The 24197-nt window shown below is 72.0% G+C and carries 24 protein-coding genes; 4 read left to right on the forward strand and 20 right to left on the reverse strand.

Annotated features, from left to right (window positions below; genetic code table 11):
• Nucleotides 1-72 precede the first annotated feature (72 nt).
• The gene (locus ABZ342_RS22350) at nucleotides 73-825 is read left to right on the forward strand and encodes a class I SAM-dependent methyltransferase (RefSeq protein ID WP_360476072.1); all 753 of its coding nucleotides are present in this window, start codon (nucleotides 73-75) and stop codon (nucleotides 823-825) included.
• 58 nt (nucleotides 826-883) lie between these two features.
• Nucleotides 884-1285 carry a DUF6640 family protein gene (locus ABZ342_RS22355; RefSeq protein ID WP_360476075.1) on the forward strand — a complete coding sequence of 134 codons (402 nt, stop codon included), beginning with the start codon at nucleotides 884-886 and terminating at the stop codon, nucleotides 1283-1285.
• A gap of 3 nt (nucleotides 1286-1288) precedes the next feature.
• On the opposite strand, the gene ABZ342_RS22360 is transcribed toward ABZ342_RS22355, so the two are convergent.
• The 7 genes from ABZ342_RS22360 to ABZ342_RS22390 form a co-directional block, all read right to left on the reverse strand.
• On the reverse strand, nucleotides 1289-2065 hold the full coding sequence (locus ABZ342_RS22360) for a type III pantothenate kinase (RefSeq protein ID WP_360476078.1): 777 nt from the start codon (nucleotides 2063-2065) through the stop codon (nucleotides 1289-1291).
• 5 nt (nucleotides 2066-2070) lie between these two features.
• Entirely contained in the window at nucleotides 2071-2568 is a 498-nt protein-coding gene (panD, locus tag ABZ342_RS22365) for an aspartate 1-decarboxylase (RefSeq protein WP_155547774.1), read from the reverse strand.
• A 9-nt stretch (nucleotides 2569-2577) separates the two neighbouring features.
• Nucleotides 2578-3489 (reverse strand): pantoate--beta-alanine ligase, encoded by a 912-nt coding sequence (panC, locus tag ABZ342_RS22370; RefSeq protein WP_360476081.1) that lies wholly within the window; start codon nucleotides 3487-3489, stop codon nucleotides 2578-2580.
• Nucleotides 3486-4391, reverse strand: a complete 906-nt coding sequence (locus ABZ342_RS22375) for a DUF2520 domain-containing protein (protein WP_360476084.1) — start codon at nucleotides 4389-4391, stop codon at nucleotides 3486-3488. The genes panC and ABZ342_RS22375 overlap by 4 nt, the downstream gene beginning before the upstream one ends.
• 144 nt (nucleotides 4392-4535) lie before the next feature.
• On the reverse strand, nucleotides 4536-5639 hold the full coding sequence (locus ABZ342_RS22380) for a PrsW family intramembrane metalloprotease (protein ID WP_155549319.1): 1104 nt from the start codon (nucleotides 5637-5639) through the stop codon (nucleotides 4536-4538).
• A gap of 142 nt (nucleotides 5640-5781) precedes the next feature.
• A complete protein-coding gene (locus ABZ342_RS22385) occupies nucleotides 5782-8127 on the reverse strand; it encodes a DUF6779 domain-containing protein (RefSeq protein ID WP_360476087.1) in 2346 nt (781 codons plus the stop codon).
• A gap of 69 nt (nucleotides 8128-8196) precedes the next feature.
• Complete coding sequence (locus tag ABZ342_RS22390) at nucleotides 8197-8658, reverse strand: DUF3180 domain-containing protein (protein ID WP_360476090.1); 462 nt, start codon at nucleotides 8656-8658, stop codon at nucleotides 8197-8199.
• Between the two features lie 83 nt (nucleotides 8659-8741).
• Between ABZ342_RS22390 and ABZ342_RS22395 the strand changes: the two genes are divergently transcribed.
• Nucleotides 8742-9677, forward strand: coding sequence for a MerR family transcriptional regulator (locus tag ABZ342_RS22395; RefSeq protein WP_360476093.1), 936 nt, complete (start codon nucleotides 8742-8744; stop codon nucleotides 9675-9677).
• A 77-nt stretch (nucleotides 9678-9754) separates the two neighbouring features.
• Here ABZ342_RS22395 and folK read toward each other — a convergent pair whose 3' ends face one another.
• The 13 genes from folK to dacB all read right to left on the reverse strand — a co-directional run bounded on the left by folK (nucleotide 9755) and on the right by dacB (nucleotide 23481).
• The gene (gene folK, locus ABZ342_RS22400; protein ID WP_360476095.1) at nucleotides 9755-10246 is read right to left on the reverse strand and encodes a 2-amino-4-hydroxy-6-hydroxymethyldihydropteridine diphosphokinase; all 492 of its coding nucleotides are present in this window, start codon (nucleotides 10244-10246) and stop codon (nucleotides 9755-9757) included.
• On the reverse strand, nucleotides 10243-10602 hold the full coding sequence (gene folB / locus ABZ342_RS22405) for a dihydroneopterin aldolase (protein ID WP_360476097.1): 360 nt from the start codon (nucleotides 10600-10602) through the stop codon (nucleotides 10243-10245). The genes folK and folB overlap by 4 nt, the downstream gene beginning before the upstream one ends.
• Nucleotides 10595-11401: a dihydropteroate synthase gene (folP, locus tag ABZ342_RS22410; RefSeq protein WP_360476301.1), complete on the reverse strand. Its 807-nt coding sequence runs from the start codon at nucleotides 11399-11401 to the stop codon at nucleotides 10595-10597. The genes folB and folP overlap by 8 nt, the downstream gene beginning before the upstream one ends.
• Before the next feature lie 35 nt (nucleotides 11402-11436).
• Nucleotides 11437-12042 (reverse strand): GTP cyclohydrolase I FolE, encoded by a 606-nt coding sequence (folE, locus tag ABZ342_RS22415; RefSeq protein ID WP_360476100.1) that lies wholly within the window; start codon nucleotides 12040-12042, stop codon nucleotides 11437-11439.
• On the reverse strand, nucleotides 12020-14428 hold the full coding sequence (ftsH, locus tag ABZ342_RS22420) for an ATP-dependent zinc metalloprotease FtsH (RefSeq protein WP_155547783.1): 2409 nt from the start codon (nucleotides 14426-14428) through the stop codon (nucleotides 12020-12022). Before ftsH ends, folE begins: the two co-directional genes overlap by 23 nt.
• 204 nt (nucleotides 14429-14632) lie before the next feature.
• Nucleotides 14633-15448 carry an ESX secretion-associated protein EspG gene (locus ABZ342_RS22425; protein WP_360476103.1) on the reverse strand — a complete coding sequence of 272 codons (816 nt, stop codon included), beginning with the start codon at nucleotides 15446-15448 and terminating at the stop codon, nucleotides 14633-14635.
• Nucleotides 15449-15579: 131 nt separating this feature from the next.
• The gene (locus ABZ342_RS22430) at nucleotides 15580-16371 is read right to left on the reverse strand and encodes an ESX secretion-associated protein EspG (protein ID WP_360476106.1); all 792 of its coding nucleotides are present in this window, start codon (nucleotides 16369-16371) and stop codon (nucleotides 15580-15582) included.
• Nucleotides 16372-16432: 61 nt separating this feature from the next.
• Complete coding sequence (locus ABZ342_RS22435) at nucleotides 16433-17863, reverse strand: hypothetical protein (RefSeq protein ID WP_360476109.1); 1431 nt, start codon at nucleotides 17861-17863, stop codon at nucleotides 16433-16435.
• 22 nt (nucleotides 17864-17885) lie between these two features.
• On the reverse strand, nucleotides 17886-18251 hold the full coding sequence (locus ABZ342_RS22440) for a hypothetical protein (protein WP_155547787.1): 366 nt from the start codon (nucleotides 18249-18251) through the stop codon (nucleotides 17886-17888).
• Between the two features lie 209 nt (nucleotides 18252-18460).
• Nucleotides 18461-19012, reverse strand: coding sequence for a hypoxanthine phosphoribosyltransferase (gene hpt, locus ABZ342_RS22445; protein WP_155547788.1), 552 nt, complete (start codon nucleotides 19010-19012; stop codon nucleotides 18461-18463).
• Between the two features lie 3 nt (nucleotides 19013-19015).
• The gene (gene tilS / locus ABZ342_RS22450) at nucleotides 19016-19975 is read right to left on the reverse strand and encodes a tRNA lysidine(34) synthetase TilS (protein ID WP_360476113.1); all 960 of its coding nucleotides are present in this window, start codon (nucleotides 19973-19975) and stop codon (nucleotides 19016-19018) included.
• Nucleotides 19972-20982: a zinc-dependent metalloprotease gene (locus ABZ342_RS22455; protein ID WP_360476304.1), complete on the reverse strand. Its 1011-nt coding sequence runs from the start codon at nucleotides 20980-20982 to the stop codon at nucleotides 19972-19974. Before ABZ342_RS22455 ends, tilS begins: the two co-directional genes overlap by 4 nt.
• A gap of 129 nt (nucleotides 20983-21111) precedes the next feature.
• Nucleotides 21112-23481, reverse strand: a complete 2370-nt coding sequence (gene dacB, locus ABZ342_RS22460) for a D-alanyl-D-alanine carboxypeptidase/D-alanyl-D-alanine-endopeptidase (protein ID WP_360476116.1) — start codon at nucleotides 23479-23481, stop codon at nucleotides 21112-21114.
• Nucleotides 23482-23657: 176 nt separating this feature from the next.
• Here dacB and ABZ342_RS22465 point away from each other — a divergent pair, with 176 nt between their 5' ends.
• Nucleotides 23658-24176, forward strand: coding sequence for an inorganic diphosphatase (locus tag ABZ342_RS22465; protein WP_360476119.1), 519 nt, complete (start codon nucleotides 23658-23660; stop codon nucleotides 24174-24176).
• The last annotated feature ends 21 nt before the right edge of the window (nucleotides 24177-24197 follow it).

The raw sequence follows: 24197 nt of genomic DNA on the forward strand, positions 1-24197 counted from the left end.
TGGCTTTCGCGGCAACGGTTGCTCGCCGCTCGGAGGTCGGCCCGCTTCCGGCCGGATCGGTAACCTGGCCCGGTGAGTGACCCCACGCACGCCCAGCGTGCTTCTTCCTTCGGCAGCCGAGCGGCCGCGTACGCCGAGCACCGGCCCGGCTACCCGCGGGAAGCGATCGAATGGGGCCTTTCGGGCGCGACCGGAACGCCGCGCCGGGTGCTCGACCTGGGTGCCGGAACGGGCAAGCTCACCCTCGGCCTGGCCGAGCTCGGACTCGACGTCACGGCGGTCGAACCGGACCCGGAAATGCGCGCCGAACTGGGGCGGACCGTGCCCGGGGCGACGTCTCTGAAGGGCCGGGCGGAACGGATCCCGTTGCCCGACGCCGGAGTCGACGCGGTTTTCGTCGGCCAGGCGTTCCATTGGTTCGACGTGCCGGCGGCGATGACGGAGATCGCGCGCGTGCTACGCCCGGGCGGCGTGCTGGTGCCGATGTGGAACTACGAAGACGATTCGGTGCCGTGGGTCGAGCAGTTCACCTCACTCGGCCGCGATGGGGCCCGGAAGCCGGCCCGGACGGACGGTTTGCGAGAGATGGCGCACCCGGAGTTCGCCGCGTTCGAAAGCGATCGGTTTCGCCATGTGCAACGGCGGACGGCGGAGAGCCTGCTGGAAACGATCGGGACGTATTCGATGGTGATCGTCTCGGCACCGGGCGAGTCGTCGGCGATGCTGACGCGGATGCGCGAGTTCCTGTCGGCGAATCCGGCGACGGCGGACGGCGAGTTCGACCTGCCCCTGATCACCTGGGCTCTCCGCGCGCGACGCCGGTGAGACATTTTTCGTCACCACGCATTGACCTCGATCAAGCTCGAGGTTCGACACTGGTGTGATGAGCAGGAAATCACTGGGGCGGACCCTGATCTCGCTGGTGTCGGTGGTGACGGCCGTGGGCCCGTACCGCGCCGACTGGAACGAAACGCACGTCAAGAACCCCGCTTGGCCACCGCACGCGAAGTTCCACAACGGCCAGACGATGAGCCTCGGGCTCGCGCTCGGGATCACCAGCCTCTGGCAGCTGTGGCGCCGCCCGACCCGGGAGAGCCTCGACGCGGGGGCGGTCCTGGCGTCCCTGTACTGGCTGACGCAGATCTCGGCGCTGGCCTACCCGGGTTCGAAGGCGGTGGACCCGCCGGGGACGGCCAAGTTCCCCCAGGCCGTGGTGGCTTTCCCGGCGTTGGGCATCACCGCGCTGGGCTACCTGCTGGAGCGACGCCGGCTGGCTCGCGACTAGCCGTCAGGACCGGGTGTTCCGCTCGAACACCAGCCGCAAGCCCAGCAGCGTCAAATCCGGCACGTGCTCGGTGATCGTCTCCGACTCGCTGATCACCAGGGGCGCCAAGCCGCCGGTCGCCAGGACCGCCACCGGTTCCGTGCCGTTCGGCGACAGCTCCCGGACGATCCGCCGGACCAGCCCGTCGACCTGGCCGGCGAAGCCGTACAGGATCCCCGACTGCAGGCACTCCACCGTGTTCTTCCCGATCACCGACCGCGGCGGCACCAGCTCGACCTTCCGCAACGCCGCCGCGCGCAACGCCAGCGCGTCCACCGAAATCTCGATGCCCGGCGCGAACGCCCCGCCCAGGAACTCGCCCCGGGCGGAAATGGCGTCCACGTTGGTCGACGTCCCGAAGTCGACCACCACGCACGCCGAATCGTGGAGGTGGTGCGCGGCCAGCGTGTTCATCAGCCGGTCCGCGCCCACCTCCTTCGGGTTGTCCACCAGCAGGGCCACGCCCGTGCGGACGCCCGGCTCCACCACGATCTTCGGGACGCGGTCGTAGTAGCGCGAAAGCATCACCCGCAGCTCGCGCAGCACCGCCGGCACCGTCGACAGCGCGCTGATGCCCGTCACCGCGTCCGCGTGCGGGCCCAGCAGGCCGCGCACCGTCAACGCCAGCTCGTCGGCCGTCATGCGCGCGTCCGTGCGCATGCGCCAGTCCCCGACGAGTTCGGTGCCGGAGTACAGCCCCAGCACGATGTTCGTGTTGCCGACGTCGACGGTGAGCAGCAAGCGGGTCAGCTTTCCGCGTGCAGCAGCGCGTCGAGGCGGCGGGCGTCCGCCGTCTCCGCGACCGGGAACACCGCCGTCTCCTCTTCCGGCGGCAGCGTCACCGTGCCGGACAGCAGCCCCGAGCCCTCGGGCGCGTAGCCCGGGTCGGCGTGCCGGTGGACGATCCGGTTGTCCGCGTCGACGAACACCACGCGTGGCTCGTACGTCGCGGCTTCGGCGTCGTCCATCTGGCCGTACGAAATGAGGATCACCAGGTCGCCCGGGTGCACCAGGTGCGCCGCGGCGCCGTTGATGCCGAGCACGCCGGTGCCGCGCTCACCCTTGATGACGTAGGTCTCCAGCCGCGCGCCGTTGGTGACGTCCACAATGGACACCTGTTCCCCCGGCAGCAGGTCCGCGGCCTCCATCAGGTCCTCGTCGACCGTCACCGAGCCGACGTAGTGCAGGTCGGCCTGGGTCACGGTGACGCGGTGGATCTTCGACTTGAGCATGGTGCGGTACATCGTGGACTCCTATTCCCCTGCGTCCCGCTCCGGCTGCGCTGGGTGATCTACCGAAGCACCGAGCAGCACCGGAACGTTGTCGATCAGCCGGGTACTCCCCACCCGGGCCGCGATCAACAGTCGTGCCTCACCGTCGACGGGCGCGGGCCCGAGGTCGGTTCCCCTCAACTCCAGGTAATCCACCTCGACCGCGGGCCGCGCGGCCAGGGTCTTCCACGCGGTCTCGAGGACCGCGTCGGCACCGTCGCGCCCGACGAACGCCCCCGCGGTGAGGGCGGCCGACAGGACGACGGCGTCTTCACGCTGTTCGGGCGTCAGGTAGACGTTGCGCGACGACAGCGCCAGCCCGTCGCGCTCCCGCACCGTCGGCACGCCCATGACGTGCGTGTCGATGTTCAGGTCGCGCACCATCCGCTTGATCAGGACCAGCTGCTGGTAGTCCTTCTCACCGAAGAGCGCGTAGTCCGGGCGAAGCAGGTTGAACAGCTTCGCCACGACGGTGAGCACGCCGGCGAAGTGGCCGGGCCGGACAAGGCCCTCCAGCTCGTCGCCGAGCGGGCCCGGGTGCACGGTCACGACGGCGCCTTCGCCGTAAAGGGCGTCGGCGCTGGGCGTGAACGCGATTTCGACGCCGTCCTCGGTCAGCACGGCCAGATCGGCGTCGAGCGGCCGCGGGTACGCCTCGAAGTCCTCGCCCTCGCCGAACTGCAGCGGGTTGACGAAGATCGAGGTCGCCACGACGTTGTTCGGCAGCCGCTTCGCGCGGCGGATCAGCTCGCGGTGCCCTGCGTGCAGCGCGCCCATGGTCGGCACGAGCGCCAGCTTGCGGCCGACGCCGTGCAGGGCCTTGCTGACCTGGCTCATCTGCTCGGGCGACGCGAACGTGTTCAGCGTGCCGCGGCTGAATTTCGGTGTGGTCACTGGTCTTGGTGCCCTTCGGCGGGATCGTCGAGGAGTTCGGTGAGGTCCTTGGCGGCCGCGGTGTCCAGCAGCCCGGCAGCCGAGGAACGCGCCACCGTGCGCTTGGCCAGTGCGCGGTAGGCCGGCGCCACGTCCGGCGCCCGGTCCGCCAGCACCGCGAGGTGCTTGCGGACGGTACCGGTGTCGCCACGCGCGACCGGGCCCGTGAGCGCGCGGTCGCCGTGTCGGAGAACATTATCCAACGCCGCCGAAAGCAGGGGCGCCACCAGGCGTTCGGAATGCCCGATTCCCGCGTCCCGCAACATTTCCGCGCAGTCGGCGACCAGCGTCATCAGGTGGTTCGCGCCGTGGGTCAACGCTGCGTGGTACAGCGCTCGCACGGAGTCGGGGATGCGCACCGGCTCGGCCCCCATCTCGACCGCGAGAGCCTCGCCGACGCTCCACGCGGCGTCGTCGCCGGCCGCCGCCGTGACGCCGATGCTGCACGCCGCCAGCCGCTCGAGGTCCTCCTCGCGGCCGGTGAACGTCATCACCGGGTGCAGCGCCAGCGGCAGCGCGCCGGCCTCGGCGGCGGGCGCCAGCACGTCGATGCCCTGCGCGCCGGAGGTGTGCACGACGATCTGCCCGGGCCGCAGCGACCCGGTCGCGACGAGCCCGCGGACCATACCGGCCAGCGCGTCGTCGGGGAGGGCGAGGATCACCAGGTCCGCCGCGCGGACGGTTTCGTCGGGCGGCAGCAGCGGCACGTCGGGGAGGAGGCGTTCGGCACGGGCCAGCGACGCGGCGGACAGCCCCGACGCGGCGACCACGGTGTGCCCCGCCCGGGCCAGCGCGGCGCCGAGCACACTGCCCACGCGACCGGCGGAAACGACACCGACCGCGAGACGAGCGGGCCTATTCATGGCGTGCGCCTGTGGACGCTCATGGTGGGCAGACTCCCTCTGCTCTCGTTCCAGTCCCGTTCCGGGTACCGGACGAACGGCGCGAGACTAACTCGATTGAGCGCGTGGCGTTGAACCCGGGTGACCAGCTTCACCCGGACCGGGTCACCCTTGCGGAGCTTCCTGGGCGAGGCGCGTCGCCTCCGCCCGAGCGGCCTTCAACGTGTGCAGCAGCTCCTGCTGGCGTTGCCGGTCGACGTCGGTGGTGAGCTCCCGCCGGTCCAGGAAGGCGAGCTCGGTCACGCTCGCCTGGTAGACGGCGACGGCTTTGGCGGCCTGTTTGCCGGACTGGCGCTTCGCCTGCCGCCGCCAGGCCCGGCGGCCGGGCAGGCTGGCCAGCAGGTCGACCTCCGACGGCGCGATCCAGCGCGCCGCGGCCATGTGCGGCAGGGCGGTCGCGATGATCCGCTGCTCACGCCGTCTCTGGAGGACGACCAGGTAGACCACGCCGAGGAACAGCGGCAGCATGATCAGGAAGTAGACGGTGAGGAACTTCGACCCGCCGAGCAGCGCGGCGCTGTTCCACAGCGCGTGCAGGCAGACGGCGGCCAGGTAGCCGGCGAGCGGCGCGAGGACCTTCAGGTACTTCGTGGTGGTCCGCGCGGCGATACCGATGCCGATGCCGGTCAGCACGGCGAACAGCGGGTGCGTGAACGGCGCGAGGACACCGCGGAGGAAGAACGCCGTGATGACGCCCTGGCTGTGCCCGTCGCCGAAGCCGTAGTCGTTGAAGGCCCGGCCGAAGTAGTAGATGTTCTCGGTGAACGCGAAGCCTGCGGCGCTGAAGCCGGCGTAGACGACCCCGTCCACGACGCCGTCGAACTCGCTGGACCGGCGCCAGAGGATGAGGACGACGAAGAGCGCCTTCGCGGCCTCCTCGACGATGGGCGCGGAGACCAGGGCGGCGACGGTGTTGCCGCTGCCCTTGCCGAGCAGCTCGTCCCCGACGGCTTCGGCGGTCGTGTTGATGAGCAGCGCGGTGATCGTCGCGATGCAGGCGCCCCAGGCGAAGGCGAGCAGCAGGAACTTGGCCGGTTCGGGCTCCCAGCGGTCGACCCAGAGGAACCCGGCGACCACACCCGCGACCGGTACGAGGGCGGCGAGGACGCCGATGGTGACGGCGAGGGGTCCGACCCGCGCCGTGGCCACGGCGAACAGGACCAGGCCGCACAAGGCGACGACCAGCAGCCCGAGCACCGGCAGCAGCACGGTGATCCGGCGAGGCCGCCGTCCGCGATCAAGTCCCGTCGCGGGCGAGAGGGTTCCGCTCACAGCCGGTCACCCTACGCAGACCGGACAGGAAGAGAAACGCCACCTGGCACACACGGCGCGTCCCGCGGCCCGGCCGGGCTCAGTCTTCCGCGCGACGGCGGCGGCGGGGCGTCGAGCCCGTGCCGCCGTTCGCCGCCAGCAGCTCGCTGACCGACCGGCCCGCCGTGTGCGAACCGCTGCCCGGTGGCGGCGGTGCCTCGGGCGACCGGTGGCCGTTGCGGGCGTGCCCGTTGCTCGCGCCGTTGCCGTTGTGGCCGTTGCCGTTGTGGGCGTTGCCGTTGTGGGCGCTGCCGTTGTGGCCGTTGCCGTTGTGCTGCCCCACGTCCGCCGGGTCGACCGGGGTCATGTTGCGGCGCGACATCGACGCCCGCTCGGCGACCATGCCTTCCCACGCCGGGGGCTCGCCGTCCGGACGACGGCGACGGCCGCCGCCCGTGGGCTCGGGGGCGGGCACCGCCGGCATCTGCTGCGACTCGTCCGGCTTGCGGCGACGGCCACCCGAGCGGCCCTGGTAGTCGCGGACCGACTCCGGGAGCGTCGGGTTCACCATCGGCGCGTCGGCCTTCGCGGCGTCGGCGGGCGCGCGGTGCGAGCCCCCGTGCCGGGAGGCCGGCTCGTCGAGGATCGGCGACATGTCCGCCCGCGAGAACTGCTCCAGCCGCGACGGACGGCGGCCGTCGGCGGCCGGGACCGGCGTGGTCGGCGGCACCACCGGGGGCAGGTTCGTGCGCGACGGCTGCCGCTGCGCCGGGCCGGTGTTCGGCACCGGCGTCGTCGGCGGGACGACCGGGGGAAGGTCGCGACGCGACGCGGAGGCGTCCCTCGGCATCGGCGGGACCTTCGGCTCGGGCGGCTTCGGCCGGTTCGGCCGCTGCCGCTCGGCGAAGTCGTCGCGGTTCTGGAAGGCCGCGCTCAGGTCGGTCACCGGCCGGAGGTCCGACCGGGACATCTCCGACGGCTTCACCGGCGGCGCCGGGCGGGGCGGCGCGGGCCGCGGCGGCTCGGGCGCCTTGCGCGGCTCGGGGCGCGCACCGTTCGGCTGGCCGCCGACGCGGGGGAGGTCCGACCGCGACATCTCGACGCGCGGAATGTCCGGACGCGACATCTCCACCCGCGGAATGGCGGGGATCGACCGCTCGACCCGCGGGATGTCGGTCATCGACCGCTCCACCCGCGGAATGTTGGTCATCGACCGTTCCACGCGCGGAATGTCCGGGCGCGACATCTCGACGCGCGGGATGTCGGGGCGCGACATCTCCACCCGGGGGATCTCCGGCATCGACCGCTCGACGCGCGGGATGTCCGACCGCGACACCTCGCCCGGCCGCACGGCCGGGCGGGCCGGGTCGACCCGCGGCAGGTCCGAACGCGACACCTCGGCGGGCCGCATCGCCGGCCGCGACAGCTCCGCGCGGCGCGCGGGCGGCGGCTCGGGACGGCGGATCTCCGTCTTCGGCTCCGGGGCGCGGCGGATCTCGGTCTTGGGCTCGGGCCGCGGCACCTGGCGCGTCGGCTCGGCGGCGGCCTCGGGACGGCGCTCGGGCTGCTTCGCGACCTCGTCCGGGTTCGGCAGCCGCATGGGCTGCGACTCGGCCTGGCGGCGGGCCGCTTCGGCGCGCAGCTCGGCGGCCTTCAGCTCGCGCTGCGCGGCGTTCAGCGCCGGGTCGACGGACGGCACCGGCGGACGGCGGTCGCTCAACGGCTTCGGCCGGGCCATCTGCTGGGTGCTCTGCACGTTGACGTTCGCCGGGGTCTTCGGGGCCGGCTTGCCGCCGAAGCCCTTGCCCTTGCCGAGGCCCTTGCCGTTCGCGGGCTTCCCGTTCGACGCCTTCCGGCGGCGCTCGTCGAGCACGCGGTCGATCAGCTCGGTCGGCCGCTCACCCTGCTCGGCCGGCTTCTTCCCGGACATCAGCTGCGCCGGCTTCTTCTTCGGCGCCGGGTCGGGGATCATCCGGTTGTCGTCGGACAGCTTGCGCATCCGGGTCGCCTGCGCGGTCAGCGCGACGCGTTCGAGCAGCACCTCGCCGCCGAACAGCGACTGGAGGCTGTCGCGCAGCGCGGACACCTCGAGGCGCAGCGCCTCCAGTTCCTCGCGGCCGCGGGAGTCGGACTCGCTGCGGTTCTCCGCCTCCACCTCCAGCTCGAATTCACGCCGGGCCGCGATCTCGCGTTCCAGCTCCAGCTCGTACACAGCCTGCGCCTCGGAAACCGCGTCCTCGCTCTGTGCCGCGTGCTTGCGGTACTTCACGGCGAGAAAAGCGCCGATCAGGGCAGCCCAGAGGGCGGCGACGATCCCGAGCCGGAGATAGCGGAGATCATCGCTGAGCACCAGTGCGAGGGTGGCTCCGATGGCGAGGACGAATCCGACGACGAGCCACGGCCTGCCCAGTAGGCGGCCGCGCGAGTCGTCACCCACGCCGGTCATGCCTGACACCGTACCTGCTCGTAATCCGAACGAGACCTACTCGGTCCCGCGAGCGGTGGGAATCCAGCGCTAACCGGTCATTCCGCGCGTGCGCTCACGGTCCTGGTCGCGCGGGGTCCGGCAGCAGTGCTCGAGCCACAAACCCGCTGCTACCAGGGCCGCGGAGGACACCACGCCGACCACGCCGGCGCGGGTGTCGAGCACCGCCGCGACGAGTTCGTCACGTCGCGGGATGAGGTAGGCGAGCGCGGCCAGCCAGGCGCCACCCATGAACGCCCCGGCGAGCGACGAAGCCTTCGCGAGGGCCACCGATCGGGCGATCCCGATCGCGGCGACGACGCGGCCGTTCTTGATCCGGGAGCGGATGGACAGCGCAAGCCCGCCCTCGACCACGGCCAGCACGGCGAAGGTGACGCCGGCGAACGTCGGCAGCTGGGGCAGCGAGCCGTACGCCACCAGGAAGAGCAGGTAGCCGAGGACCAGGCCGAGCACGAAGGCCACCACCAGGTCGCGGGGCCGGGTGAAGTGCATGGTTCAACCGTACCCAGCTCGGCCACCCGAAGCTGCGCACTACCCTTGACTCTCCCCCGACTGGAGAGTTCACCATGCGTCTTGTGGGCACCACCGCGACCTTCACCATCGGCGAGCTGGCCCGGCGGACCGGCCTGCCCGTCAAGACCATCCGCTTCTACTCGGACGAGGGCCTGCTGCCCCCGACCGACCGGACGGACGCCGGCTACCGGCTCTACGACGCCGCGGCGATGGCCCGGCTCGAGCTGGTCCGCACGCTGCGGGAGCTGGGCCTCGGGCTGGTCGACGTCTCCGCGGCCTTGACGCGGTCGGCGACCGTCGGCGAGCTGGCGACCCGGCACGTCGAGGCGCTGGACGAGCAGATCCGGCGGCTGCGGCTGCGCCGGGCGGTGCTGCGCGCGGTGGCCAAGCGTGATTCCGAGCTGGAGGAAGTGAACCTGATGAACCGTCTCGCGTCGATGTCCGACGAAGAGCGCAAGCGGCTGGTCGACGAGTTCTGGGACGAGATGGTCTCCGGGCTGGAGATCGACGAGGAGTTCTACCGGCGCGTGCGCGCGGGGAAGCCGGAGCTGCCCGACGATCCGTCGCCCGAGCAGCTCGAGGCCTGGATCGAGTTCGCCGAGCTGGTCCAGGACCCGGACTTCCGGGCCCTGATCCGCAGCATGAGCGAAACCCAGGCCCAGCAGATCCGCGACGGCGAGTTCGAGCAGCCGGCGGACGCCTGGCAGCAGAACTGGCCGGGCTGGGTCTCTCGTGCGGAAGCGGCCCTGACAGCCGGGAAAGCACCGACGTCGGAGGCGGGGCAAACGCTTGCGGCCGAGATCGCGACGGCGACGGCCGGGCCGGATCAGGACCCGGCGTCGGCGGAGTTCCGCGCGGAGATGGCGGACCGGTTCGCGACGAGCGGCGACCCGCGGGCCGAACGCTATTGGCAGCTGCTGGCGATCATCAACGGCTGGCCGCCGGTCCCGACGGCCCAGCCCGCGGTGCGGTTCATGATCGAGGCGCTGCGCGGCTGACCGCACAAGAACAACAGCTCGGCGACCGGCCGGGGGTGATGGGTAACGGACACCCCCGGTTCATCGATAGGTCATGTTCAGCGCAGCTCGAAGTCCGTGCGGCGGACCGACGCCAGGTCGTCGTCGGGGCGCGCGGCCAGCAGCGCCGCGATCGGGCCGTGCCCCGGCAGCACCGCGGCCGGCTCGATCTCCACCCACGGCACCAGCACGCTCGCGCGGTCCGGCGTCCCCGGATGGGGCAGCAGCAGCTCCGGGTCGCCGGACGTCACGCCGTCGACGGTGACCACGTCGACGTCCAGCGTCCGCGGTCCCCAGCGCAGCTCGCGCACCCGGCCCGCGGCCCGCTCGGCCGCCTGGCCCGCGCGCAGCCACGCCCAGTGGTCGCGCGCCGGGTCGTCGACGACGCAGACCGCGTTCAGGAAGTCCGGCTGGTCCTCGACGCCCCACGCCTTGGTCTCGTACACGCTCGACACCACGACCAGCGCGGGCCGCACGGCGTCCAGCGCCAGTTGCAGGAAGCCGAGCCGGTCGCCGAGGTTCGAGCCCAGCGAAAGGACGGCCCGGCTCATCGGTCGCGCCGGACCGTGACGGCCACGTCGTCGAAGGACAGCGGGATCGGCGCGGACGGCTTGTGCACCGTCACCTCGACCGCGCGCAGCCGCTCGTCGCGCATGACCTCGTCGGCGATCTTGCCCGCGACGCTCTCGATGAGGTCGTACGGCTCGCCCGCGACGATCCCGGCCGCCAGCTGGGCCAGCTCGCCGTAGTGCAGGGTCTTGGTCAGGTCGTCCGACGCGGCGGCGGGCCCGAGGTCCAGCCACACCGTGATGTCGACGACGAACTCCTGCCCGTCCCGCTTCTCGTGCTCGAACACGCCGTGGCGGCCGAACACCCGCAGGCCGGTCAGCGTGATCCGGTCAGACATCCGGCGAACCCTTCCACCACGCGGCCGCCACCGCGACCGCGTCCAGCGAAGCCCCGACCTCGTGCACCCGCACACCCCACGCCCCCGCGGCCGCGGCGAGCGCGGAAATGGCGGCGGTGGCGTCCTCACGGCCGTCCGGCGGTCGCGGCGTACCGTCCTTTTCGGACAGCAAGCGGCCGAGAAAACGTTTGCGCGAAGCACCGACGAGCACCGGGAAACCCAGGGACAGCAGCGAATCCAGGCCGCGCAGCAACGCCCAGTCGTGCTCCGCGTTCTTCGCGAAGCCCAGCCCGGGATCCAGCACGATCGCGCTCTCGGCGACCCCCGCCGCGAGCGCTTCGTCCACTCTGGACAGCAGCTCGGCGCGGACGTCGGCCACGACGTCGTCGTATTCGGCGAGCGCCTGCATGTCCCGGCTGTGCCCGCGCCAGTGCATGAGCACCCACGGCGCCCCGGACTCCGCGGCGACGCGCGCCATGTCCGGATCGGCCAGCCCGCCCGAGACGTCGTTGACCACCTTCGCCCCGGCGCCGAGCGCCGCGGCGGCGACGGAAGCGCGCGTGGTGTCGACCGACAGGTGGATGCCTTCGCCGGCGAGGGCGCGGATCACCGGGATGATGCGTGCCAGCTCGGTCTCGGCGTCGACCCGCGCCGCCCCCGGCCGGGTCGACTCACCGCCGACGTCGATCAGATCGGCACCGCGCGCCCACATCGCGCGGGCGTGCTCCAGCGCCTGGTCGAGCCCGAGGTACCGGCCACCGTCCGAAAAGGAATCCGGCGTCACGTTCAGCACGCCCATCACGACGCACCGGCCGGGAGCGGGAAGCCCCACGCTCACCGGCGCGCCTTGATCAGGTCGAGCGCCTCCGCCCGGGAGGAGGGGGAGTTCTTCAGCTGCCCCCGCACGGCGGAGGTGGTCGTGCGCGCCCCCGGCTTCCGGATGCCGCGCATGGCCATGCAGAGGTGCTCGGCCTCGATCACGACGATGACACCGCGCGGTTCGAGCTTCCGCACGAGGGCGTCGGCGACCTGGGATGTCAGGCGCTCCTGAACCTGCGGGCGCTTGGCGTAGAGGTCGACGAGCCGGGCGAGCTTGGAGAGCCCGGTGACCTTCCCGGCGGCGTTCGGGATGTACCCGACGTGCGCGACGCCGTGGAAGGGCACGAGGTGGTGTTCACACTGGCTGTACATCGGGATGTCCGTGACCAGCACGAGTTCCTCGTGCGACTCGTCGAACGTCTTGTCCAGAACCGAGTCCGGCTCGATGTACAGCCCGGCGAACATTTCCTGGTAGGCCCGGGCGACCCGGGCGGGAGTGTCTTTCAGACCGTCCCGCTCCGGGTCTTCGCCGCATGCCAAGAGGAGCTCGCGGATCGCCTTCTCCGCCCGGTCGTGGTCGAAGACCGGGCGGTCGGCGTCACTGGGACTTTTCGGGTCCATCAGGGTCACGGCGCTCCCCCTCGCTCTGCTGGTTGCCCGCTTGATCGGCGAACCAGCCGTGCTCGCGAGGGCGTTCGTCACCACCGGGCCGCCACGACTGGCCCGGCTGACCGCCCGGCGAGGTCGCGGGCGTCCAGCCCGGAGGGGCACCGTAGTTCGGGGGACCGCTCTGGCCCGCCGGACCACCCTGGTAGCCGCCCGCCTGCGGGCCGCCGGCCTGGGGCCAGTGCGCCGTGCCGTTGGCGCCGCCGTTCGGGCCGCTGTAGGGACGGCCACCGTTCGGGTAGGAGCCCGGTGGCGGCGGGGCGTACGGGTTGGCGTTGGGATCGACCGGCGCCGGGTACGGCGGACCGCCCGGCAGGTCGCCCGCGCCCTGGGCGGTGCCGACCGGGGTCGGCTCCGGCTTCAGGACCGGCTTCTCCTTCTCCGGCGGGGGCCACGGCTCGCCGCGTTCCATCGCCAGCTCGCCCGGGGTCTTGATCGGCGGCTTGTCCGACGGCGTCCGCTCACCGAACTCGTTGAACACGGTGATGTGCGGGCGCTTCTCGACCGTCGCGAAGATCCGCTCCAGGTCCTTGCGGGTCAGCGTCTCCTTCTCCAGGAGCTCGATGACCAGCTCGTCGAGCACGTCGCGGTAGGTGTTGAGCACGTGCCACGCCTCGGTGTGCGCCGTCTCGATGAGCTTGCGCACCTCCTCGTCGATCTCGTGCGCCACCTCGAGCGAGTAGTCCGCCTGGCGGCCGGCCGAGCGGCCGAGGAACGGGTCGCCCTGCTCCTGGCCGTACTTGACCGCGCCGAGCCGGGCGCTCATGCCGTACTCGGTGACCATCGCGCGGGCGATCTTCGTCGCCTGCTCGATGTCGGACGACGCGCCGGTGGTGGGCTCGTGGAAGACGAGCTCCTCCGCCGTGCGGCCACCCATCGCGAAGACCAGCCGCCCGATCATCTCGGAGCGGGTCATCAGGTCCTTGTCGTCCTCCGGGACGAGCAGCGCGTGCCCGCCCGTACGGCCGCGCGGCAGGATCGTCAGCTTGTAGACCGGCTCGATGTCCGGCATCGCCCACGCGGCGAGCGCGTGCCCGCCCTCGTGGTAGGCCGTGATCTTCTTCTCCTTCTCGGAGATGATCCGGCTCTTGCGAGCGGGGCCGCCGACGACGCGGTCGACGGATTCCTCGAGCTCGACGTCGCCGATCACGTGCCCGTTCTTGCGGGCGGTGAGCAGGGCGGCCTCGTTCAGCACGTTCGCCAGGTCGGCGCCGGACATGCCGACGGTCCGCTTGGCCAGGCTGGTCAGGTCGGTGCCCTGGGCGATCGGCTTGCCCTTGGAGTGCACCTCGAGGATCGCCTTGCGGCCGCGCAGGTCGGGCGCGGAGACCGGGATCTGCCGGTCGAAGCGGCCCGGGCGCAGCAGCGCGGGGTCGAGGATGTCGGGCCGGTTGGTCGCCGCGATCAGGATGATGCCGCCGCGGGCGTCGAAGCCGTCCATCTCGACGAGCAGCTGGTTCAACGTCTGCTCGCGCTCGTCGTGCCCGCCGCCGAGGCCGGCGCCGCGCTGGCGGCCGACCGCGTCGATCTCGTCGACGAAGATGATGCAGGGCGCGTTCTGCTTGGCCTGTTCGAACAGGTCACGGACGCGCGAGGCGCCGACACCGACGAACATCTCGACGAAGTCCGAGCCGGAGATCGTGTAGAACGGCACGCCCGCCTCGCCGGCGACGGCTCGCGCGAGCAGCGTCTTGCCGGTACCGGGCGGCCCGTAGAGCAGCACGCCCTTCGGGATCTTCGCGCCCAGCGCCTGATATCGCGCCGGGTTCTGCAGGAAGTCCTTGATCTCGTACAGCTCTTCGACGGCCTCGTCGGCGCCCGCGACGTCCCCGAAGGTCGTCTTGGGCATGTCCTTGTTCAGCTGCTTGGCCTTGGACTTGCCGAAGTTGAGGACGCGGTTGCCGCCACCCTGGGCGTTGTTCATCATCCACATCAGCAGGCCCAGCACGAGGGCCAGCGGGATGGCGAAGATGAGGATCTGCGTCAGCACGCCCTGCTGGGTCACCTTGGTGGTGAACTTGATCGGCTGGCCGCCGTTCTTCGCCGCGATCAACGAGTCGTAGATCGGGCGGGTGGCGTCCGAGGGGTACTGCGAAATGATCTGGGTGACCTGCTGGCCGTCCACGTCGACAGGCTTGTTCAGCAGCAGTTTGAGCTGCTGTTCCTTGTCCTCGAGGCTGGCTTCCTTGACGTTGTTCGAGGAGATCTGGGAGTTCGCCACCGAGATGGGTGCCTGGGTGTACCCACGATCACTGTCGAAGATCGTGTTGTACGCGAACAACGCCAGCAACCCCGCGACGATCCACAGCAGTGGGTTCCTGAGCACGCTCTTCCGGTTCATACGACTCGGCCCTGGTGGCCTCGACCCTCCCTGGTTGGGCGGCTCCTGTGATACCCGCCATCACGATCTTGACAAACCCGTGGTGCCTTGGACACCCGTCCCATCAGGGTACCGTCCGCTGCCGCGTTCATCCCCTGTGAGCCTCTCGCAGGTCAACGGGCGATAGCGCGCCCGGGTTCCCGCCCGGCGTCCACACCGGTCACGCTATCGCGTGCCGTCCGACACACTGTTCACCATCTCGCCCAGCCGGGTCCGCAGCGTGGCCGGGTCGGCCGGGGCGACCGTGACCCACTCGCGGCCGTCCGTACCTGCGCGGGAGAGGCTGAGGTAGCGCCCGGTCGCGGTGTCGAACCAGGCCAGCACCCGGGACCGTTGCTTGGCCCCGACCTGCGAACGGCTGTTCGCTGCCAGCTGACCGCCGCGCTGCCGCGGCTGCCCGGAGATGCGGCCGTAGGCCTCCCGCGGATCGGCCGTGACGCGTTCGCTCAGCGGTGTCCGGCGCGCCTTCCCCCGCTCCTCGGCCGGGTTCGACGGCAAGGACACGGGCACCCGGATCGGCGGCGTCCGCAGGGCGTCGTCCAGCGGAAGTGTGACCGACGCCTCGCTCCCGCGCGGCCCGGCCGGGAGCACCCCGACGACGGCGGAGACCAGGCCGTCCGGCGGGACGTCCCGCAGCCAGATGCCGTCGGCGTCCTGGACCGCGAGGACACCCTGGGTGTCGTCGGCCGCCGCGAGGACGCCGACGGTGGGCGCCTCGAACTGCGGGATGTGCAGGGCGTCGATGGTCAGCGGCGCGAAGGCGAGCAGGTGCAGCGCGTCCTCGATCGGCGGCGCGAGCCTGCCGCGTGCTTCACGGATGCCGCGGGCCTTCAGCTCGGCGTCGACGCGGTGGCGCAGCGAGACGCGCTCGTCTTCGGTCGCGCCGTGCGACTTGACCAGCAGCGGGTACGGCAGCTCCCCGACCTGCGCCGACTCCCAGAGGAAGTCGAACGCGAGCGGCGAGAAGAACTCTTGCATCACTACTCTCCCGGATCGGACTCTTGCTCAGCGTAGCCCGCACCACCGACAAAAAAGGGTCGTCGGCCGGGCACGCACGGAGAAACCGGAGCCCGATCTTGGCAGAGGCCGCCCGGCGCGGGAACGGAGAGGCGTCAGACCGAGCTGGTCGTCGTCGCTCCCGCGAGCATCTCGCCGAGCCGGTGGCGCAGCGTCGCCGCGTCGGCCGGGGCGATGGTGATCCAGTCGCGGCCGTCGCGGCCGCGGCTCGCCTGCGTGAAGTAGCGGCCCGTCTCGGTGTCGAACCAGCTCAGCACCGGCGTCCGCGTACGACCGCCCATGCGGGATCGCGCGTTCGCCGCGATCTGGCCGCCGCGCAGCCTCGGCTGGGCGTGCAGCTTCGCCAGCGCCTTGCGGTCCTCGTCGGCCGACGAGCGCTCGTCACCATTGCCGTTGCCGCGGCGGGAGAGAAAATCCACGCCGTGGGCCCCGACCAGCTGCTCCAGCGGGACCGTGACGGACTTCTCCGAACCGCGCGGGGCACCGGGCAGCAGCGAGACGATCGCGCTCGCCAGCCCGTCCACCGGGCACGGCTGCAGGTGCAGCCCCCGCGTGTCCTGCACCGCCAGCAGGCCCTGACCGCCCAGCACGCCGGCGATCGCCAGCAGCGGTTCGGCGTCCGGGGCGATCAGCTGGACCGCGTCCAGGCTCAGCTCGGACTGCGCCAGCACGCCGAAGTAGTCCTCGACGTGCGGTTCCGGCCGGCCGCGTCCGTCGGCCAGGCCGCGCGCGGTCAGCCCTTCCAACGTGCGCCGGCGCAGGAGGGACCGCTCGTCCACGGTCTCGCCGTGCGAACGGATGCGCAGCGGGTACGGCAGCTCGCCCAGCCCGGCGGACTCCCACAGGAAGTCCACCTCGATCGGGGTGAGCAGCTCAGCGTTCGGCATCGAGCCACCCCCAGGAGAAACCGGGCCGGGCACGCGGTCGGCGTGCCCGGCCCGAAAAGGATCAGCGGTCTTCGTCGTCCTCGGACCACGCGCCGATGACCGGCGGCGGGGTCGCCTGGTTCGCGCCGAAGGCAGCGTCCGGGTCCGCCTCGATGAGGAACGACGCGTGCGTGTGCTCCTCGTCCTGCTCGCCCTGAGCGCCGTGCGGGGCCATGCCGCCCATGCCGCCCGGGTTCATCGGCGGCGGGGCCTGCTGCCCGCCGATGGTGCCCGCCGACGAGACGAGGCCCTGCTGCGGCGCCTGAGCCGACGCGGCGCTCTGCCCCTGGCCGTCGGCCGAAGCGAGCGACGTCTCGTTCTCGGCCTTCGCGCCGGAGCGGTTGCCCTTGCCCAGCGCGCGGGAAGCCAGCGCGCCGAGGCCGCCGGCGGCACCGCCGAGGCCGAGGCCCATGCCGATCTTGCTCAGCGGGTTGCTGCCACCCGGCTGCCCGGCACCCGAGCCGACGTGGCCCGCGCCCGTGCTCGTACCCGTCCCCGTGCCCGGGTTCGCGCCGGTGCCCGCACCCGGGACCGAGCCGTCGCCGCCGAGGGCCGCCGCGTCGTGGCCGAAGCCCGCCGCACCGGCGCCGTGGACGCCGTTCGGGCCGACTCCCGCGTGCTGCGCGTCGAACGCGCCGCCGGGGCCGCCGAAGCCCGAGCCGCTGGACGCGAACACCGCGCCGCCCGCGCCGGACAGGCCCTGGACCGGGCCGGTGCTGCCGACCGAGCTGATGCCGCCGAACGACACCGAGTTGTGCGAACCGGTCGGCTTCATGCCGAGCGACTCGGGGCCGAAGCTCGGGGTCGAGCTGTCGACCTCGCTCATCGACTTGGTGTAGGCGTTGAAGAACGCGACCTGCTGCGCCTTGACGTCGTTGGCCGCGTCGGCCTGCGCCTTCTGGTCGGCGATCAGCGCCGCCGGGCCGCCGGCCAGCGCGGCCGCCATGGACTGCTTGGGGTCGTAGTCCTTGGGGGCCGGCATCTTCTTGACCTCGGCGGCCGCCGAGGCCTGCCGGGCGAGCCGGTCGGACATCGTGTGCGCGGCCTCGGACGCCTGCGAGCCCGAGTTGGCGATGGCCACCAGCGCGCCCTGCGCGCCCGCGGCACCCCGGCCGACCCACGCGTTGCCCAGCTCGGAGATCGCGTTGTAGAGGTGGTCGGACGCCTGCTTCAGCTCGGTGCCGTGGTGCGACCAGGCCTGCCCGGTCGCCTCGGCCGTGCCGGGGTCGTTGTTGTTGACCGCACCGGCGTAGAGCTGCTGGCTTTCCTGCGCGTTCCAGTTCGGCGGGTTGGCGATCGCGCGGTCGCTGCCCATGTCGAAACCGCCGGCGGTGCCGCGGGCGTTGTCGACGATGTTCTGCGACGACGCGTTGTCGCCGAGCGGGACGAGCGAGCCCGGGTCGGCAGCACCCGAAGTGGTCGTCGCCGGCTGGTCGCTGTGGTTCGGAGCCATGATTGCGAAATCCCCCTCGGGCTCAGGCGTTGCGGAACGGGTCGGCCGCGGCCTGGTCGATCTCGTGGTACCGGGACATCGCCGTGACGATGCCCTCCTCGGCGGCGGTGTACTGGTCGAGCAGGTTCTGCAGCGCGGAGGCGTACGAGTCGTTCCCGCCGTCGGCGCGCTGGACGAACTTGGCGGCCATGGCGTTGCCGACCGGATTGTCGCCGAGCTTCGGCGGCTGGGCGAGGGTGCCCGCTCCGCTGAGCAGGGCTTCCACCGCGTCCTTGCCGGTACGGATCTTGTTCAGCACGGTCTGCGCGGCGTCGGGGTCGATCCCGACCTGGCCCGCCGCGGCCGCTGCCTTGAAGGCGTTCGCGTCGGCAGCGCTGCTGTTCCCCATCTGAGCTCTCTCCCGTTCCCCCGACCCGGTCACCGCGGGCACGAATGGTCTTCGCATAGGTTAACGCACGTGATCAGAGCCTATGACGCAAACTTCGCCACCGGGGTTCCGCGAATCCGGTAGTTGCGGTGAACGGTCGGTGACAAACCGGGGCTTCGCCCCGGGCCGGGGGCTCCGCCACCCGGAGCCCCCGTAAAGCTCGCGGTGAACTACGCCGTGTAGACCTTCGGGTCCAGCGTCCCGATGTAGGGCAGGTCCCGGTACCGCTCGGCGTAGTCCAGGCCGTAGCCCACGACGAACTCGTTGGGGATGTCGAAGCCGATGTACTTCACCGGGACGTCCACCTTGACCGCCTCCGGCTTGCGCAGCAGCGAAACGACCTCGAGCGACGCCGGGTTGCGGCTGGCGAGGTTCTTCAGCAGCCACGACAGCGTCAGGCCGGAGTCGACGATGTCCTCGACGATGAGCACGTCCCGGCCCGCGATGTCGCGGTCGAGGTCCTTGAGGATCCGCACGACGCCGGACGACGACGTCGCGGAGCCGTAGGAGGAGACGGCCATGAATTCCAGCTGCGTCGGCAGCGGCAGCGCACGGGCGAAGTCGGTCATGAACATGACCGCGCCCTTCAGGACACCCACCAGCAGGAGTTCACCCTGCCCGTTGGCCGGATAGTCGGCGGCGATCTGCGCCGACAGCTCCGCGATCTTGTCCTGGATCTGCTGCTCGGTGACGAGCACGGAGGCGATTTCGCCCTCGTACACGGGTCAGTCCCCTCGGGTGGTGGGTTGGGAGATGACGCAGAGCCTGCCATGCGCCCGGCGCGCTTCCAAGTTGCCCGGTAACCAGACGCCGCCCTGACCACGCCACCGGGCGACCAGCGCATCGACCGCCCGGAGGTGCGCGTCGGTGAGTTCGCGCACGCCCGAGGCCAGCAGCCACCTGCGGAGAACCCGCCGGCGCAGGGCCGCGGGCTCGGCCGCCAGCACTGCGACATCCAGTCCTTCGGGACCGCCCGCACGGGTGAAGATCCGGTCCGCCGATGTGTCCAACGCCTCGCTGTCCTCACGCAGCTGCGCGGCCGTGCGGGCCAAAGCGCCGGCGACGCCGCCGTTCAGGACGTCTTCCAGCAACGGCAGGACCTCGGTGCGCAGCCGGACCCGGGTGAAGCGCGGCTCGGCGTTGTGCGGGTCGTCCCAGGGTTCGACGCCGAGTTCGGCGCAGGCGGCCCGGGTCGTCGCGCGCGGCACCGCCAGCAGTGGACGGCCCCACGGCGGGTCGTGCGGCCGCATCCCGGCGACGCTGCGGGCGCCGGAGCCGCGGCCCAGGCCGAGCAGGACCGTCTCGGCCTGGTCGTCGAGGGTGTGCCCGAGCAGGACGAGGTCGTGGCCGGCCAGCGCCCGGTAGCGGGCCTTGCGCGCGGCGGCTTCCGGGCCACCGGGGCCGGTGACTTCGGTGCGGCGCACCTCGGCTTCGTCGGCGCCGAGGGACTTCGCGGCCTCGGCGGCGTCACGCGCGATCTTCGCCGAGCCCTCCTGCAGGCCGTGGTCGACGACCATCGCGCGGACGCGGTGGCCGCGGTGGTGCCCGACGTACGCCGTGGCCTCGGCGAGCGCGAGGGAGTCGGCGCCGCCGGAGACGGCGACGCACAGCTCGGCCGGCGCTTCGACCGTCTCGAGGAATTCGCGGACGGCCCGCCGGACGGCCGCGACCGCCTTGCCGGTCATCCGTGCAGGCGCCGGACCCACGCGGCCGGGTCGGCGATCTCGGCGCGCGAAGGCAGGGTGTTCGGCGAGCGCCAGACGGCGTTGAACCCTTCCATGCCGACCGCGTCCACGACGTGCTTCGTGAACTTCGCGCCTTCTTCGTACTGACGGATCTTCGCGTCGACGCCGAGCAGCGCGCGCAGCAGCCGGTCGAAGACGCCGCCGCCCTTGCGCCGGGCGCTGAACCGCGCGCGGATCGTGTCGACGCTCGGCACGACCCGCGGGCCGACGGCGTCCATGACGAAGTCGGCGTGGCCCTCCAGCAGCGTCGAGAGCGCCAGCAGCCGGTCGAAGACCGCACGCTCCTTCGGCGACTGGAGCAGCTCGGCGAGGTTCAGCTTCGGGCCCTGCTTGATCGCCTCGGGCAGCCGGCCGACCAGGTCGGCCAGGCTGTCGCTGCCGCCGCCGGCGAGCCCGGAGACGAGCCGCTCGACCTCGTCGGCGAAGTAGTCGCGCAGCCAGGTGACGGCGGTGAACTGCAGGCGGTGGGTGCATTCGTGCAGGCAGACCCAGAGCCGGAAGTCGTGGGCGGGCACGTCCATCGCCCGCTCGGCGGCGACGACGTTGGGCGCGACCAGCAGCAGCCGTCCTTCCCGGTCGGGGCCGCCGAAGGGGTCGTACTGGCCGAGCACGCGGCTGGCCAGGAAGGCGAGCACCAGCCCGGTCTGCACGCCGGCGCCCCCGGCCAGGATCGGCCCGAAGGGGCCGCCTTGCTGAGGCAGCGCACGCCCGGTGAGCGCGTCCAGCCCGGCCGCGGCCGACCGCACCCAGCCGGGGCGGTCGACGACTTCACCGGGCAGCAGCGGCAGGTCGAGACCCAGGTTCGTCAGCTCCCGGACGTGCCCTTCGGCCGCCATGGTCAGCTCACGCAGGTCGGCGACGGCCGCCTCGGCCTCTTCTCTCGGAACCTGCGGGCCACCGCGCACGAGCAACGCACCGGTCTGCGCGGCGAGCGCCCAGTCGACCATGGGCCGGGTCTCGGTTTCCTGACTCACCCTTCCGACGCTACCTGGCCGACGTGGGTTTCCGGCCACGATCTTCGTACGGTTCGGCGTCCGCGGCCACGAGCACCGCCGGTGGCCTCCGCCGACCGCCGGCTACGAGCAGCCGCACTTGCGCAGGCTCGTGGCCAACGCGTCGATGGCATCCCGGCCCGGCTGCTGGTCCGAGCCGTTGGACATGAACGCGAACACCAGCACCCGGCCGTCCTGGTCGAGGACCAGCCCGGCCAGCGTGTTCACCCCCGTCAGCGTGCCCGTCTTCGCCCGCACCCAGCCGCGGCCGGCCTGCGACGCCGGCGTCTCGAACCGCTTGTCCGCGAGGGTGCCGGACCCGCCGGCCACCGGGAGGCCGGCCAGCATCGCGCGCAGCTTCGCGGTGTTCGGGTTCTTGCCCTCCGGCGCCGCCGCGGCCGCCATGAGCTGGGTCAGCAGCTTCGCCGGGATCTTGTTCTCCGTCGAGATGCCGCTGCCGTCGGAGAGCTTGACGCCGGTCGTGTCGAAGCCGTGGTCCTTGAGCACCTTGATCGTCGCCGCGGCGCCGCCGGCGAAGGTCGCCTCCTGGCCGGTCGCCAGCGCCACCTGGCGGGCGAGGGCCTCGGCGAGGACGTCGTCGGACAGCTCCATCGTGTCGGAGACCAGCTCGGTCAGCGGCGCCGACTTGACCTCGGCGAGCACCTTCGCGTCCTTCGGCGCGGCCGCCTGGCCGCCGCCCGACGCGCTGAGCTTCGATGCGATCGTCGACGCCAGCGCGCTGCCCGCGTTGGCCACGCGCATGGAGGTGTTGTTCTTCGGGTCCAGCCGGCCGGCGTCGGCCATCACGGACCCGATCTGCGTGGCGAACGTCGAGGGCGCGTCACCCGCGGCCCAGCCCGGCGCGGTCGTCGCGCCCTTGAAGAGGCTCAGGTCGACCTGCACCTTCTTGACGTTCGGGTTGGCCTTCTTCACCTGCGCGACGAGGTCGTCGACGTGCGCGGCGCCCGGGTACAACGGCGACTCGGTGCCCAGCGGCAGCGAGGTGAGCGTGACGTCGCCGCCGCCGACCAGGATCACGGTGCCCGGGTCGGCGCCCTGGACGATCTTCGTCGACAGCCGCGTGGTCGGGTCCAGTGCGAGCAGCGCGGCCGCGGTGGTCAGCACCTTCGTCGTCGACGCGGGGGTCACCGCCGACGCCGCGCTGTGGTCCCACAGCGTGGTGCCGCTCACCGGGTCGACGACGCTGCCGTTGAGCTGGCCGAGCGCGCTGTTGCCGGCCGGCCCGGTCAGCACGGACTTGACGCCGTTCGCGGTCGGCGCCTGCCCGGACGTGGCCGGCCCCTGCAGCTGGCGCGTGGCGGCGGCGGGATCCGGGCTGTCACCCTTCGGCGCGTTCGGCGCCCACGGCAGGCTGAGACGGTTCGACACCTTCGGCATCGCGGCGGCGACCCCACCGCCGGCCAGCAGCAGAAGGACGACGGCGACGAGCGCGATGATCTTGCCCTTGCGCCGCTTCTTCTTCGGCGGCTCCTCCGCGGACGAGGCAGCAGGCTCGGCCGGGGGCGGCGGCGCCGCGGGCGGCTCGACGCGCGGTTGCGGCTGCTGCTGGAAGGCCCCGGGGAACTGGGTGGGCCGCTCGATCCCGACGGTCGCCTCGGCGTCGAACCGCTGCCCGTCCGGCTCGATCCGCATCGGCCGGGCCAGCGACCCGGCGGACGCCGGCGGGACGACCCCGCGCGGCGGCTCCGGCGGCAGCCCCGGACGGCGGACGTCCGGTTCGGCGACGCGGTCGTCCGGCACGTCGAGGCGCTGCGCCCAGGGCCCGTCGGCGCGCTGCTGCGGGGGCTCCTCACGGCGCTGGGGCTCCGAGCGCTTCAGCTGCTCTTCGCGGCGCTGCTGCTCCTCGCGCCACAGCTGCAGCTCCTCCCGCCACGGCTGCGCTTCGGACTTGCCTGCCTCGGGCTCGTCGTGACGATCCTGCTGCTCACCGGGCCAGACGTTGCGCTCGACGGGCACCCACGGCGCCTTCTGCGGCTCCATCTGCTGCGTGCTCTGGGTGTCCGGTTTCGCCGCGATGTACTGGGTGCTTTCGGCGACCGGCTCGGACTTCTTCACCTCGATGTACTGCGTGCTCTCCGCGACCTGCGCCGGCTCCGGCGCCGGGTCGGGCTCAGGTACGGGCGCGGGCTCGGCCGGCTTCTGCTTCGGCTCGCGCGAGCCGAGCCGGTCGGCCAGGTCCTGCTTGACCGGGGGCGGCGGGGGCGGCGGCGGCTCCTCGGCGGGCGCGTTCAGCCCCGGGATCGGCTCGGGCTCGACGTTCGGCGCGAACCACGATCCCTTCGGCGCCTCACTGCCTGTGACGTTGGGCACGCCCCGCTCTTCCGAAGCGCTCTCCGGCGGATCGGGCAGGGACATCGGAGTGGTCTTCCGCGCGCCCGACGACGAGCGGTCTTCGTCCGACGAAGGCCACATCGGCTGGTCGTTTTCCGGCACCCACCACTCCTTCTCACCTGCCCCGGAAGGGGCCAAGCTCACATGCCGCGTGGCCGACATCGATGCGACCCCGCGCCGCGGCGTAGTCCACACTAGGAGACGCCAAGACAGTCATTAAGGTTGCCGCCCGCGACGTGCGGGCACGCCGAGATCTATAAAGAAGCAGCGAGGACGCCGTGGAGTTCGACGTCACGATCGAAATCCCCAAAGGGGAGCGCAACAAGTACGAGGTCGACCACAAGACCGGCCGCATCAAGCTGGACCGGACCCTGTTCACGGCCACGCAGTACCCGGCCGACTACGGCTTCATCGACGACACCCTCGGCCAGGACGGCGACCCCCTGGACGTGATGGTGCTCGTCCAGGAGCCCACGTTCCCGGGCTGCCTGATCCGCTGCCGCGCGATCGGCATGTTCCGGATGACCGACGAAAAGGGCCCGGACGACAAGGTCATCGCCGTCCCGTCGAACGACCCGCGCCTCGAGCACCTGCGCGACATCCACCACATGAACGAGTTCCACCGGCTGGAGATCCAGCACTTCTTCGAGGTCTACAAGGACCTCGAGCCGGGCAAGAGCGTCGAAGGCTCGTCCTGGGTCGGCCGCACCGAGGCCGAGGCCGAGATCGGCCGCTCGTACGAGCGTGAGACCGACCGCCTGGCCAAGGAAGCGGCCAACGGCGGCGCGGCCCACTAGCCCGCACGTGAAAAAGGCCCC

Origin of the sequence: Amycolatopsis sp. NPDC005961 (genome assembly GCF_040629235.1) — a bacterium.
Taxonomy (GTDB): domain Bacteria; phylum Actinomycetota; class Actinomycetes; order Mycobacteriales; family Pseudonocardiaceae; genus Amycolatopsis; species Amycolatopsis camponoti.